The sequence below is a fragment of the Terribacillus sp. AE2B 122 genome, from assembly GCF_902497585.1.
Lineage (GTDB): Bacteria > Bacillota > Bacilli > Bacillales > Amphibacillaceae > Terribacillus > Terribacillus saccharophilus_A.
Map to the genome: position 1 here is coordinate 33317 of NZ_LR700946.1, position 14489 is coordinate 47805.

Consider the following 14489-nt stretch of genomic DNA (forward strand, 5'->3'; position numbering starts at 1 on the left):
GGAGTCCCTTGAGTATGGTATGCCGCCTACGGGCGGATTGGGTATCGGTATCGACCGCCTGATTATGCTGTTAACAAATGCTCCATCCATCCGGGACGTATTGCTGTTCCCGCAGATGCGTAATCGTTCTTAATAGAAAGGAGAAGGGCTATTCTGCCTTCTCCTTTTCACCTTTTTATAGGCATTTGATGAAAGCTAGCTTTGGCGTTGGTCAAATAGACAGCGATTAGAAGCTTTTCCAGAGGTGATTTCTTTTTGAAATGTTTGTCCGGGAAATATAGATGGGAAATCCTTATATAAGGGGTTCGCTTATAAACCACATCATGTATACGTTTACGTAAAAATTTAACTATGGTCAAAGTTGCCCAAACGTTGAAACATGTATGTAAAAAAGACCGTTCAAAACTATTTCCATAGGTTTTTGAACGGTCTTTTAGCTCTTACTAAATTTATAAGAGCGTTCATTAAAGTGTAACTTTATTGAACGTTAGTTTCTTATTATATATTCAGAGCATCTACAAGTATTTGCTCTCTAGTAATACTGCAATTTAGATTTTTGGAAAAAAACATTCACATATCAAAGCTAAACAATATATTATGGCTTTTACATCGATTTAGAAATGATGGGAACTTTCGGTATCTATTAGATGACTATTGTTTAAATCAAAATAAAGCTAGGTATAGTACCTAGCTTTATTTCTTCTATAAATTCTTATTAAAATAGCTATACAGAGTTTTATTTAGCGATTAATCCATCGTAAGAGCCTATCAACATTCTTTCTACTAAGTTTCCCCCCTGTAAAGCGGTCCACTTGTCTAAATGGCATGTTTATTATAAAATACACGTTATTAGCTGTTAATGGTCTTCCTATCCATTTAAAGAAATAATGGAAGAACATAATACTCTTATAAAGAACTTTCCCGACCCAGTTTTTGTATTGTGCTTGATTAATCGTGTCATTCATTCCTAAGCTCTTTTGAGGATCCCAAATTGTAGGTGGCAGTTTCCGTCCTAATATCTTCTCAAATTCTATATCCGGAATATACTTTACGTCAGCCATTGCATAGTGTGGTAATTCACTTTTTAAAAATACAGATGGATTAACACCAATCATTTCAACAGTTTCTTCTAAATGAATGTCTTGAATTGAACTGCCTACTTGAATTTTGTAATTCCCCGATTCAATCTCCCAACACTTAGTTTCTGGATTATAGAAGGAGAAATCTCGTTCTGTTAAAACTAGTGTCATTCGCTTCGTTTCACCGGGTTCCAAGTAGACTTTATCAAAGCCTTTCAACTCTTTATTGGCGCGGAAAATCTTCGAATCTAACATTTCAATATATAATTGAGCAATCTCTGCCCCAGCTACTTTACCTTTGTTTGTTAGATCAAAACTTACAGTAAAGTTTTCTATCCTAAGATTACTATACTCAAATGTAGTATAAGACAACCCGTAGCCAAATGGATATAGCACTGGTACATTGGCAGTTTCATAATATCTATATCCAATGAACAATCCTTCTTTATGTTCACTTGTTGCTTGTTGTCCAGGATAGTACGAGGAGGAGGGGACATCAGCATATTCTAGTGGGAATGTTTCATTTAATTTGCCACTGGGGTTGCACTTACCAAGTAATATATCAACAACGGCTTCTCCTCCACCTTGCCCGGATAGATAAGTGTGTATAATTCCTCGCACTTTTTCTGCAAATGGTAACTCAAGTGCTCCACCACCAGAAAGTATAACTACAACATTTTCGTTTACCTTAACTAAAGATTCAACAAGTTCTAACTGATTTTGAGATATTTTTAAATCTTCTCTATCTACACCTTCTGCTTCCGCACTTTCATCTAGTCCAATAAATAAAAGCACTGTTTCAGAGGATTTTGCAAGACTTATTGCTTCTTGTACTAATTTACTACTCTTTCCTCCCATTCGCTTAAATCCTTGACCGTAACCCACTATGTCTAATGAAGATTTTTGTAAATGAGCAAGCGGATCACTTAATTTATAAGGGTTAATTAATGAACTCCCTGCTCCTTGATATCTTGGGTTCTTTGCAAAATCACCAATAACTGCAACTTTTGTTCCCGCCTTGAGTGGAAGAATGTTATAGTCATTTTTAAGGAGCACGATAGACTGCCGTGCAGCTTCAACTGCCTTTTTATAGTGTTTGTCATAATCTATTTGCACTGGTGGTTTATCATCTAAACGAACTTTAAATATTAAAGATAACAATTGATCTACTGCTTGATCTAATATCGATTCATCTAATGTTCCTGCATTTATTGCATCAACAATTTCCTTGTCTGTAATTCCATTAGTTGAAGGCATTTCTAACTGATTATGAGCTCTCAACCCTGCAACTCGGTCATTATTCCCGCCCCAGTCAGTTACAACAACACCATCAAAACCCCATTCCGAGTATAAGATGTCATTTACTAGGTATTGATTTTCATTTGCGAATTCACCGTTTACCCTATTATAGGAAGACATCATCGTATGAGGATTACTTTCTTTTACAACTTTTTCAAATCCCGTTAAATAAATCTCTCGAAGCGAGCGTTCATCTACAATCTCATCAATTGTCATACGCATATGTTCCTGGCTATTTACAGCGTAATGCTTAGGGCAAGCAGAAATTCCATTAGACTGAATTCCTTTTACCATTTCACTAGCGAGTACACCAGTAAGATACGGATCCTCTGAGAAATACTCAAAATTACGCCCACATAATGGATTCCGTTTTATATTTAACCCTGGTCCAAGTAAGACACTTACCCTTTCACTTCGAGCTTCCTTCCCAATATCTTTTCCTACATCATATACAAGTGATTTATCCCAACTATTTGCTAACGTTGCTGCAGTTGGATAACATGTTGCTGGTAAACTCTTGTGGAGACCTAGATGATCCGCCTTTCCCCCTTGTTTACGTAGTCCGTGTGGTCCATCTGTTAGCATAATGGAAGGAATATCAAGACGTTCAATTGCCTTGGTATTCCAAAAGTTTTTTCCAGACATTAGGGAAGCTTTCTCTTCCAAAGTCATTTGCTTAATTAAATCGTAATGTTCCATTCTGCACCGCCATTTTTCTAATTAGAAGACGAACATAGTCCACCTTCTTTATCTATTTTTAATTAAAAAGATATGTTTGTAGTGTTGCATATAGTGAGTTATGCATGCTATTACGAAGTCCAACTGTAATCGCTTCAGGGTGCTCGTCATACGCTTCTTTCAAACGTTCTTTGTTTTTTGGAACGGACATAATATCTAACATTAAATCGTTTCCCGAAGTTATGGCTTTTTGCGATTCCATAAAATTGAATACCGCATCTGAAGATACCATACCCTCAAATCCCCATTCGTCTCTAAGAATTCCATTTAATAATTCTTGATTTGCCCATTTACCGTCAATGTATGAGAAACTAGACATTGTACCAGTCACTCCAGCTTCTTTTACAGTCATTTCAAACGGACGTAAGTGAATCTCACGCATTGCCTGTTCATTCGACCATACTAGCATTCCTGAACGTGCATTTGTTTCTTGTTCATTCATAGCAAAGTGTTTCATGAATACTGTAATATCTTGGTCTTGAGCTCCTTTCGCCATATTAGCACCAATCATGCCGTTCAATATAGGATCTTCCGACATATACTCAAAGTTCCTTCCACCTTGTGCTGTGCGATGAATATTTAGATTCGGGGCGTACCATCCATGAATTCCGTAAGCTTTTGCTTCTTCTCCGATAGTTTCACCCATCTCATATGCTAGGTTTTTATTCCAGGTGGCTGCAACGACGATTTCTGTTGGATAAGCCCCAGCTTCAAATTGCTTGAAGAAGAAATTAAACCCAGCAGGTCCATCCAATAAAACAGTATCCGGAATACCTAGATCTTCAATTCCACCCGTGTGATAAGCGCCATTTGATACATATTCAATCATTTGATCTACTGTTAATTGGTCTAAGAATTGATCCCACATAGGGTCCTCGTGTTCAAATCCTTTTAAATCCTCTAATTTCAATCCATTTTCCGCGCCTGTTGTAGGCATCGGAACATCATCATTGAACTCATGTTGCTGAACTCTTTCAATTATCTTATCAGAGGCTACTTTTGAATCATCTTCATCCGATGGGTATGTTCCTTCCCAATCGTTTCGGGAAAGAACTGTTAATTCGTTATCTGATTGGTTAAAACGATTTCTGTACTCCGTTCCCGTATCAGCATCTTCGTTGTACAGAATATCTTCAGATAATACAAAGTCTATGGAATTGTCAATATCATGAACATTTTTAGCAAGTTTAATTTGGTATGTTCCTTTTTCTAGAATATAATTCTCGTTTTCCATGTCGTAAGAAGCCATATCTCTGGTATCATACTTAATAGTTATTACTTCAGATTCTCCTGGTTCTAGTAAGCTTGTTTTGGCAAATGCAGCCAAATTGATGGCAGACTTTTCTATACCTCCTGGAGTATAAGGAGCAGAATAGTACGCTTGAACTACATCTTTACCGGCTAATTCACCAGTATTTTTCACCTCTACTTCTACTTCAATTGAATCTTTATTTAATTGTTGATTAACTACATTCCAATCAAAAGTTGTGTAGCTTAAACCGGAACCAAATGGATATTGCACTGTTTCTCTGTATCCTTCCTCATTATCCTTCAAGTAAGTTTCATAGAATCTATATCCTACATAAATTCCTTCCTCATAATTAATATAAGCCTTATCTAAATTCTCATACTGATAGTCACCGAAGTTTTCACTCGCTGGTGATGATGTATAATCATAGACATACGTATCAGTAATTCGGCCAGAAGGATTTATTTCTCCCGATAATACCTTTGCAAGCGAATTTGTTCCGAAGGGTCCAGGTGTTCCAACCCAAAGAATTGATTGAATGCTCGGATAATCATCTACGAATCCTAATTCCAAAGTATTACCAGCATTAACAACGATGGTAACATTACTAAAGTTATCAGCAACTTTTCCCACTAAGGCACGCATTTCATCTGTTAACTTTAAGTCTTCCGTATTTACATCTGATGCTTCCACCCCTTCAGTTTGAAGGATTATCATCGCATTATCAGAGTACTCTCTCGCTTGTGATAGCACAGCATCTGATACTTCAGGTTCATCAGCTGCCTTATTATTGCCTAACATGCCCCCAATTACTTGCACAACACCAGTGTTAGACTCACCTGCTACTGCTTCTATTTCTGGCATGCCCGCGTAGTAGTCATATAATTCTTGATTATATTCAATTCCTGCATTCTTTAGTGCATCGAACAGATTTATAGCACGGCTTTGGTCTGAACCACCCGAACCTCCCCCGCCATATTTAAAACTAAAAGCCGTTGAACCAAATACATTGATCTTTTTATCTGTTAATGGAAGTGCGTTATTATCATTTTTCAATAAAACTATTCCTTCATCAGCAATATCTTCTGAAACGACATCAGCAGCATCTCTGACCTTGACACCTTCTGCACTTGTTGTGTTAATTGTGATATGTCTTCCAGTTATGTTCCCAACTATACCTGAAACTGTTGGCCCCACAGTCACTCCAGTAATTAGTAACAGCAGTGCTACAATAGACCAGCCCGTTATCCGTCTTGGTCTATTTTTTATTTTTTTATACATTTTCGCTTCTTTTTTTGCTACTTTTCTCTCTTTACGACTGAAGGACCTTAATTCATTTTTTCTTTGCTGTTTCTGTTCTTTTTGCAAACGTTTGTCACTCTTTATTATCTCTTTCCGTTCTGTTTCTGGCAAAGAAGCTATTTCCTGCTTTCTTTCCTTACTTTTTGCCTTGTCTTCCCTTACACGTTTTGTTATTTCTTTTTTCTTAATTTTTCTCTTATTAAAGCTTTCGAACATGATGTCCCCCCTAAAAAAGTGTGTGTATGAATATTAAAAAGCACAATCAGGAATCATTTATCGTTGCTTTTTAAAGCGTTTCCAAATAAGTAATATGGAAGTAACGGAATGAAAGCGCTTTATGAAGTCAACATAATTATAGGGAAGAAAAGTTAAGGCGACATTCCAAAAAAAGACTTTATCTCTTCCTTTTATTGACTTTATTACTATGACATTCGTCCCAAATAAAAAAACCTCGTTTTAAAAACGAGGTTTTTAATATAGCTTTTTAAATTCAAATAACTGGATTTCGTGTTGCTGAAGTACACACTCCACTGTATAATCTCCTGTTGTCTCAAACTCAGTTACTTCATACCCTGGTTCCGCTCTACTTTTTAGATATGCGACCCCTTCTTCCTCTATGTGTAGCGGCGCACCAATATCAACCCATGAATCGTATGAAGACCCTGCTTTTTTGTTAACAAACCGTTTATGCACACGATACCTGCCATTCAGGTTTTGGATGATGAATTTTCTATATTTAGCTGATTTCTTTTCAAATACCTGATCTCTGTCAGTTAAATGGAGTTCAGAGTAATCAAAACTGCGGTACAGTAAATTAGGATGTACATAGTAAAATAAAAGTAACTGATATGAGTCGCCTTTTTTAGTTAGAATGAAATCCTTACCTTGATCTATAATTTCAACACCTAATTTGCTTAAAAAGTACATTGCATGATAAGCGGGTTTCTTGATACCATTATATGTCATCAAACCGAAACCGCCATGAAACAGATGTTTTTCTTGTTTCTGTTCCTCAAAAATATCCGTACTTGTCCAATAACCCATTCCGCTTACTTTATTATGATTCTCCAGCACTGATTTAATAATAAACGCAGCCATGTAACACGTATCATGCAGTAAATCTTTGCTATCGAAATTAGAATTCCATTCTGTGATCCAGAAATCTCTTCTCTTCAGACTATGCTGCTTCTTGATTATCGCATCTATTTTATTTGTTAAGTTATCTTCATCACCTATAATTAAACTTGTCCGGCCGATAATGTCCTGAATTGTGTTCTCTGTTGAAATACTCCATTTATTTGGGGAAACACGTTGATGACCTGCATTTTGGTTATTAGAAGTGTTATACACGTGGAAAGAATGAAAGTCCAATTCTATGCCATTCTTCCAAGCATATTCCTGGAACTCTTTGTGCCACTCTTGCCGATCGGAAAAATCAATATGACCGAAGCCCCCGACCTTTATATATGGATCAATAGATTTTATACACTTATAGGTCGCCGCAAAGAAAGCAAAAAATTCTTCACGTGATCCAGTCCAAAAGAATCCTTCTACTTCAGGTTCATTCCAAAACTCAAAGTACCAGCTTCTTACCTCCTCTATTCCATAGCGATTGATTACATGCCGCATAAACTGTACTATAAGGTCTGTCCAGCGATTCATTTCTTTTGGCGGAGAAACATAACCTTCCCACCAGAATATTTTATCGGGTGACTTAGCGAGTTCTTTTGGCATGAAACCAATTTCAATGAATGGTTTAATGCCACTGGATAAGATATTGTCTAATAAAGTATCCATATGGTTGAAATTATAATAACTAGTTCCATCTGATTTTTCATTGTAAATCATTAATTCATCCGAAAAAATGCCATGGAACCGTAAGTAGTCAAAAGGCATCTCCCTTTGAATTTGTCTGAGCTGTTCTAAAAAATCTTCTCGGAGGATATGCGGTGCATAACCAATTGTTAACAGCTTTCTAAAAGAAGGATTTAATTTTGTACTCTTTCCATACAGATTTGAGACAGTTGTTTCTGGATTAGATTCTACTATTTGCTCTAAACCTTCTCGTCTACCTAAGTACTTAAACAATTTACTTAGCGATTCTTGGCTGTTAATACTCAGGTAATTACCTAAGTCATTTTGTAAAACTTGCGTTTCTCTTTGACGGTATTGATTTGGTGTACTGCCCAAGACCTCTTTAAAAACTCGATAATATGCTTTACTATCCGGAAAACCATATTCTAATGCTATCTCATTGATACTTTTAGTTGTTGCTATAACTGCTGAAAGTGACTTTTGTAAGCGCAAACTGTCCAATCTCTTCTTAAAAGATATGCCAACCTTCGACTTAAAGTACCTAGACAGATACTGTGGATTAAGCGAAAAAACTTCCGCAACCTGATTTAAGCTTATATCAGGATCCTTGCAATGGTCGTTCATATATTTTAGAATATCCAACAGCCTTTGATCATCTTCGATATTATACTGGTCAGTTTTCACCGACACTTCAAAATGTTCAAGTAACAACGCAACCAAATGAAGCAGTTGCTGCTTAATCTTAATGCTATAAAATGGCATTCTATTTAGCACGTGCTGCATCATGGAAGCAAGTGTTCGCTTTATATCTTCGAAAACATGTTTTTTATGGTTATCCTGCTCATCCGATGAATTTAAATAAAATTTCTTACCCTCTATTTGTATATCCATACCTTTTACATACTCATGATCAATTTGCAATACAAGTATTTGTGCGTTTTTTGGTGTGGCGCTTATAAAATGAAGCTCATTCATATTTATTAAGAATACATCACCTTCTCTCAACTTGTACGAATTCTGATTAACCCGAATTTCTACATCATCTGAAAGTACAAAAAGAATCTCCATATCCTCATGCCAGTGATAAGGGAAATTTGCTACTTTATGTGTATAAATGTTAATAGGAATATTATGAAGATAATCTAGCTGTTCATATCCTAGTATAATTAACGCCCCCTGTAATATATATTAAAGCGCTTTCTTAATGTAGTATATCTATTTTAATCGAAAATGTCTGCTTCAATGTCTATTCTCCTATTAATCTCTAAAAAAGAAATCAGCCCAAGGTAGAACGTTTTGGCTGATTTCTTCGGTATTATGGCAAGAGATTAATTAATCTCTTCCTTCTTGTTACTATTTAGTTGTGTATCTATTTCTTTAGCAAGTTCATGACCTTCTATAACCACGTTCGGAATTATCCTATTAAGCCTCTTCGGCAGATACCAAGCTGCATTTCCCATTAATTTCATTACACTTGGGACTATTACTAATCTGACTAGGAATGCATCGAATAGTACCCCAAAGGCTTGTGCAATCCCCATGCCTTTAATGGTTGTATCCGGAGCAAAAATACACCCGGCAAATACTGCAATCATAATTAAAGCTGCCTCTGATACAACAGGTCCACTATGCTTCAACCCAGCCTGAATTGCTTGTGTTGGATCTTTCGACTGCATATATTCTTCTCTCATTCTACTTACTAGACCTGATAATCCATAGCCAGTCCAAAAAGAATACCGATAGCTAGTATTGGCAGGACGGCCAGTATTGGACCTTCTTTAGGAATTTGTAAGAAGTCAACATCTTTGTCTCTTCTTCTTATCCCAGCTATGATTCCGAATCCAATGATTTCATGTCTGAACTTCCTCATATATCTGCATTCCGATTGTGACAATGCGCTGCTTGTTCGTCTTACCCTCTTTTAATACAATCCTTCTCTTATTCCGGAAGACATCCGTTTTTAACTTCACCAAGTCACCTGCACGTAAGCCAGTATTAATGCCGATCAAGAAGTAAATGTAATCTCGCTCTTTACAATGTCGCCGCAGCGCCCACTTCATATCCACAATTTTCTCCCTAGAACGAATAGGCTGTACGTCTTTCTCCTTCATACTCTCATCCCTTTAATATCAACGATAAAAACTCTTTATTATCAAGGTCTAAAATGTATGTTTTTTTATACAAAGTCGTACATTCGGATAGGTGACGACCGATCATGTAGAGTGCTGCCGGGTTGCCGATGTTCCTAAAAGGCAGACTATCTCGTTTAAACGTGAGCCCCTGAGTTTCAGCGCTCTCGCGCCCGTGAAGCCTGCGCCTGATAATTCGGCCTTTCGTAAACCGAAGTAAAGGAAACGGATGGGATCCGTGACCACTCCGATATAAGCTATAAAGCGCGTGGTTGTGCGGTTTGTGGCGTGGTATTGCTGGCAGTGCCAACGCTATGATCCGCCTTATGGCTACTTTACACCGGAAATATTTTCCACGATATGTACTACTACACTACCGACCCTTTCGGACAAAGAACGTCTTCAGCTGGGAAAAATCAGGAAAAATCGCCCTGCAGAATCCTTTACTCCGAATAATATCCCTATCGATGTAATTAGATGGCATGAGGTACGGTTTTTGTACCGATATGCAGTGCTTGTCTTTTAGCACTTTTATATACCTCTCTATAAGGGAAAGGCGCTACAACCCGCAGTATATCAACGTTTTCGGAGGCATTTAGCACATTCATTCTGCTAAACGGAATGTAGTAGTAATTAGGACGTAATCTGGAGTATTCCTAACGGTACTTGGCCGGGAGCTGATCGGTGCAATTCGTCGAGAGCTTTTAATTTTTAAGATACTTATAATTAAGATTTATTTCATTATAAATTCTTAGTGTTTTCAAATAAATCAACGTATTTTCTAATTTTTTACGGTAGGTATACTCACTAAAAAGTCCTTTAAGTGAATAAAATAAAAATATAATGTAAGAAATAATAGCTATAAGCATGAGGGCAACTTCTGCACCACCCTCTTCTCTGAACAACCATGTAAGTGTACTTGTAGAAAAACCAATTATTAAGGAAGTTATAAAAGTAGCCTTATTATTACTCTTCGATTTGACTTCATCTTCAAATAAATTAATTAATAAGTCTAAATGGTTCTCTTTGAATACATCCAATCTTGTCTGTCTAAGCAATTCTTGAGCAAACTTCTCTCTCCTCTCTTCCTTAGGTCTTATCTTAAAAAGAGTTCTGTGAAAAGCATTGTATTTCATATAGATATTTATTGTTTCTCTTAACATACTTGATCCCTCCGTATCTATTATCGGGAAAACTGAACATAAGTTTAATGGAGTGTACTACTAGAAACTTGATATTCGTACTATATATCGCATACCAGGAACAAATGTTCTGCATCGGAGGTATATAAAATGAACGAACGCGGATCAATCAAATGGACATCGTTAATGTTGCCGGAGCACATCCAGGAGTTAAAGCAGCTAAGACAACGTCATTATGATGTCAATCAGCCGATATTATCGGAAGACCAACAGGAAGAGATACAGAGGAAGGTTCGTGAAGCTTACGAAAGTACGGCGCCTGTTACCGTAGAGTATTACGAGAACAAGCGCATTCATTCCGTCAGTGGTACGATTGATAAAGTAAATTTGACCATGCGGTGACTTGAGATAAGCAGCCGGACTGGTCTGGATTACATAGAGTTTTCGTCAATTTTCGCTATAAGTTTGGCTCAATATATGATTTAATTGGTTTAAACTATTTATGGGGGTTTTTATTTTTTGAACATTTTCGAGTTCTTTTCTCTATATACAGCGTTAACTACAGCTATTGGAACCGTAGGCTTCTTCCTAGTAAAAAGATACATAGCCGGAAGAGTAAAGCATCATTTCAATACAGAGTTAGCAGATCATAAACATGATTTATCTCTAATATCCGAAGAACACAAGCACGGCCTACAACTTATATCCCGAGATGTTGAGCACGACTATCAGAAGAGAATTCATCAATTTAGTTTGATTAGCTCAAAGATACATGAAGTTTATCCAGAATTATATATGATGATCAATGATTTGATGGTTGATTTTCAAAGGAGCACTTCTCGACTGAAGACTCGTCTTATGTTCTTAAGTAATACAGAAGCTGATTTACAAAAAATAAGGGATTATTTAGTAAGTAAGGAGATTCATGAAGATGTTATAGAAGATATAATAACCGAATATAAATTCGACAAGCAAAAAGGTGATAAAAAATACACTCAAGCTCTTGATTTAAAACAGTTACACAATACTGACAAGAAGAGATATGAAGTGTATATGAAACTACTTAGCGCTGAGCTATATTTGCCGAGTGATCTATCTAAATTAATTCTGAATTTATTAGATTTAATCTTAGATGTGATACTCGAAGAACAAAATCGAATTGAATTCGGTTTTGAGGGTAAACGCACCGAATACTACACTAATCTCTCTGATAAAACAAAAGAACTCAGTGAAATTAAGGAAAAAATTAAGATATCTATACAAAAAGAGTTAAATTTTGATCATAAGCCCGATAGTTCAGTAACCGAAGGTACGACCTCTTAAGTTGTACCTTTTTTCTTAATTAATCAAATCCTATTTCTAACAAACTTACGCTTATAAAAGTCTTTGCTTGGCGCGAACTTTTCATGGGCTGATACAATATCATCTCGCGAAAACTGCAGATAATTCTCCGTTGTCTTTATCGATGAATGTCCCATTATCTTGCTTAACGTCATTATGTCTCCGCCCTTTTTTAGATATTTTATGGCGAAGGTATGACGGAACCTTCCCGGCTGTATCTGCGACAATCCTGTCCGTTTGGCATAACGATGAAATAGTCGACGAATAGCATCTGGTTTCAACGGATCCCCGAACACTGATAAAAATATGCACTCGCTCTCTCCGAAGAATTTCTCATTTTCTTTAATCAGTCGGCCGATAAGATCAAGGACGAACTTTGATACAGGTACATCGCGGTAATTACGTGTCTTTGATTCATTAGCTGGCAACGTGACGATACGCTTTTCAAAATCAAAATCCGACTTTCGGAGATTTACTGGTTCGGCCACCCTATAACCACCGTCCAGATAAAAGTAAATCAGTATTTTGCTCCGGAAACCCGCATATGTCTTAACATCAATTACGTTGAGTAACTTGTTAATCTCATCATCGGTAAAGTATCGTATTTTCTCAGTATCTGTCCGAAGCTGTTTAATCGGCGTCATTGGATTTATATCCGTATAGCCTTCTCGATTCAAGAAGTTATAAAAGGTCTTTAGGTTGCGGATCCGTATGTTAATTGTAGCTGGTGCTAAACCAACCTTGCCGTTCTCCCTATCAGAAATACCTTCATATTGAATACGGTCAAACTGAAGGAAATTTATACAATCACGGACATCTGCCGATGTTAGCTCGTGAACATAACGTATTTTTGGCTTGTATTCAGAGAGGAACCGAGTTAGATATCCAAATACCAAATTATATTCTCGGATTGTACTTTTACGGCATCCTTCAGCCTTTTTCACATTTAAGAATTCGTCGATAGCTTCTGAAAAAGAATATTTTACTGTCAAATCTTTACCCTCTTCTCTAACTTCGCGATTCCCTAACGATCTTTCGTGGACAAATTTATCATAGTTATAATTGTGCCTCATAATAATTTATCACCTCATAATCTTCTTTGACAAAAAGCACTAAAACCCCTTTAAAACATTGATATAATGGCATTTTCGGAGTGTAAGCGGAAGCAAACGGAAGATAACGACATTATAAAAATAGCGCCACCCTCCGAAAAGGATGACGCTAATACTATTGCTTGCGTGGCTTATTTAATTTTCCGATTACCTTATTTATTGCTGAGTGAGCCGATTGCTGACGCGCTACTGATTTCTCGGACGGGTGCGTATATCGCTGTACCATTCGCATATCGGAATGTCCGAGGAACATCTGCAAGTGACGAATATCCCCGCCATCTTCGAGAAACATTGTCGCAGCTGTATGGCGCAATATATGCGGATGCACTTTCTTTGTAATGCCCGCCTTTTTTTCGCATAAGCTATGAGCCTTTTACGGAAATGATTCCGTTCCATCTGCTCGCCATAGTTCGTTATAAATATGAAGTCCGTATCGAAATCTACGGAGTTTTCCGTATATAATTCCTTCACTAACTTAACTGTCCGGGCCTACAGCGCAAGTGTACGCGCTTTGCGGCTTTTTGCGATAGCTGCCGGAATAGTTACGGAGTTGCCGTTAAAGTCGAAGTTTTGTACGCGCAGACCTTGCGCCTCACTTATCCGCATCATGCCGTCGATAAGTAGATGCATTAATACGTAATCGCGAAACTCCGAATAAAACGACTGGTCCGGTATCATTAATAATTGGCGTAATTCGTCCGCATCTAGGACTTCGATATTCGACTCTTCCTTGCGCAGATTTTTAACGCCATCCATCGGACTTTCGAAGATATAGCTCTCATCGACGAGGCAGCTGAAAAATACCCGCAATGTTTTAAGGCGCGTATTCACCGTCTCTATCGATAGCCCTACGGTCTGTGCCGATTTCGGACGATACTTATGATCCTCCCAGCGCACGACCTCTTCGCGCATATATCGGATGTAGTCCCGGCATGCCTCGTGCGTCCAAGTACCGCGAAAAGAATTCGTAGTTGTTGCGATATTGTTCGAGCGTATTCTTCGAGCGCCCCTTCGCAACTTTAATTTCGTAGAACATCCGAAAGAGGTAGTCGAGGCTATCTGCGGAAGATTTACCGACTGTTCGGCGACTCTTTACCGGACGTCCCTTCCGTCGTTCTACGCGTGGTTCGTCGTTCATTGCTAATCACTCCGTCAAGTATTTCGGAGGCACTACCCAACGGGACCTTAGCACTGCTACCCTACCGTACAAAGTCCCGCTACAATTCAACGAAAAAACCCGCCATATGGCGGGCTACTGCGTGTAGTGATTCCGACTGGACTCG

At 37.7% G+C, this 14489-nt stretch carries 9 protein-coding genes, 1 tRNA gene and 3 pseudogenes (1 of these 13 cut by a window edge); 3 read left to right on the top strand and 10 right to left on the bottom strand.

Features of this window, described 5'->3' with window-relative positions; translation table 11 throughout:
• Positions 1–133: amino acid--tRNA ligase-related protein (locus tag AE2B122_RS19215; protein WP_254593512.1), on the top strand; the 133-nt coding region annotated here is incomplete at its 5' end.
• A gap of 607 nt (positions 134–740) precedes the next feature.
• Here AE2B122_RS19215 and AE2B122_RS12585 read toward each other — a convergent pair.
• From AE2B122_RS12585 to AE2B122_RS12610, 6 genes and pseudogenes are all read right to left on the bottom strand, one after another.
• A complete protein-coding gene (locus tag AE2B122_RS12585) occupies positions 741–3077 on the bottom strand; it encodes a glycoside hydrolase family 3 C-terminal domain-containing protein (protein ID WP_175074320.1) in 2337 nt (778 codons plus the stop codon).
• Between the two features lie 58 nt (positions 3078–3135).
• Positions 3136–5883 (bottom strand): glycoside hydrolase family 3 C-terminal domain-containing protein, encoded by a 2748-nt coding sequence (locus tag AE2B122_RS12590; protein ID WP_175074321.1) that lies wholly within the window; start codon positions 5881–5883, stop codon positions 3136–3138.
• Between the two features lie 255 nt (positions 5884–6138).
• Entirely contained in the window at positions 6139–8667 is a 2529-nt protein-coding gene (locus tag AE2B122_RS12595; RefSeq protein WP_371809651.1) for a helix-turn-helix domain-containing protein, read from the bottom strand.
• A gap of 143 nt (positions 8668–8810) precedes the next feature.
• Positions 8811–9319, bottom strand: a pseudogene (locus AE2B122_RS12600) (MMPL family transporter); the annotation flags it as partial.
• Positions 9320–9338: 19 nt separating this feature from the next.
• A pseudogene (locus tag AE2B122_RS12605) lies at positions 9339–9593 on the bottom strand (tyrosine-type recombinase/integrase); the annotation flags it as partial.
• 722 nt (positions 9594–10315) lie between these two features.
• The gene (locus AE2B122_RS12610) at positions 10316–10774 is read right to left on the bottom strand and encodes a hypothetical protein (protein WP_175074324.1); all 459 of its coding nucleotides are present in this window, start codon (positions 10772–10774) and stop codon (positions 10316–10318) included.
• Between the two features lie 129 nt (positions 10775–10903).
• On the opposite strand from AE2B122_RS12610, the gene AE2B122_RS12615 reads away from it, so the two are divergent.
• Together AE2B122_RS12615 and AE2B122_RS12620 are read left to right on the top strand one after the other, a co-directional pair.
• Positions 10904–11155, top strand: a complete 252-nt coding sequence (locus tag AE2B122_RS12615) for a YolD-like family protein (RefSeq protein ID WP_175074325.1) — start codon at positions 10904–10906, stop codon at positions 11153–11155.
• 117 nt (positions 11156–11272) lie between these two features.
• Positions 11273–12076: a hypothetical protein gene (locus AE2B122_RS12620; RefSeq protein ID WP_175074326.1), complete on the top strand. Its 804-nt coding sequence runs from the start codon at positions 11273–11275 to the stop codon at positions 12074–12076.
• Positions 12077–12099: 23 nt separating this feature from the next.
• On the opposite strand, the gene AE2B122_RS12625 is transcribed toward AE2B122_RS12620, so the two are convergent.
• The 4 genes and pseudogenes from AE2B122_RS12625 to AE2B122_RS12635 form a co-directional block, all read right to left on the bottom strand.
• Positions 12100–13086: a tyrosine-type recombinase/integrase gene (locus AE2B122_RS12625; RefSeq protein ID WP_175074327.1), complete on the bottom strand. Its 987-nt coding sequence runs from the start codon at positions 13084–13086 to the stop codon at positions 12100–12102.
• 235 nt (positions 13087–13321) lie between these two features.
• Positions 13322–13549: pseudogene (locus tag AE2B122_RS19220) on the bottom strand (tyrosine-type recombinase/integrase); the annotation flags it as partial.
• A gap of 146 nt (positions 13550–13695) precedes the next feature.
• A complete protein-coding gene (locus AE2B122_RS19225) occupies positions 13696–14118 on the bottom strand; it encodes a tyrosine-type recombinase/integrase (RefSeq protein WP_254593499.1) in 423 nt (140 codons plus the stop codon).
• 353 nt (positions 14119–14471) lie between these two features.
• Positions 14472–14489, bottom strand: a tRNA-Val gene (locus AE2B122_RS12635); it runs 62 nt beyond the window's last position.

What these genes read in the sequence shown, in the direction of transcription:
- AE2B122_RS12615 (WP_175074325.1), top strand. Translation starts at nt 10,904, where the DNA reads ATGAACGAACGCGGATCAATCAAATGGACATCGTTAATGTTGCCGGAG.
- AE2B122_RS19225 (WP_254593499.1), bottom strand. Translation starts at nt 14,118, where the DNA reads ATGCGCGAAGAGGTCGTGCGCTGGGAGGATCATAAGTATCGTCCGAAA.
- AE2B122_RS12585 (WP_175074320.1), bottom strand. Translation starts at nt 3,077, where the DNA reads ATGGAACATTACGATTTAATTAAGCAAATGACTTTGGAAGAGAAAGCT.
- AE2B122_RS12590 (WP_175074321.1), bottom strand. Translation starts at nt 5,883, where the DNA reads ATGTTCGAAAGCTTTAATAAGAGAAAAATTAAGAAAAAAGAAATAACA.
- AE2B122_RS12610 (WP_175074324.1), bottom strand. Translation starts at nt 10,774, where the DNA reads ATGTTAAGAGAAACAATAAATATCTATATGAAATACAATGCTTTTCAC.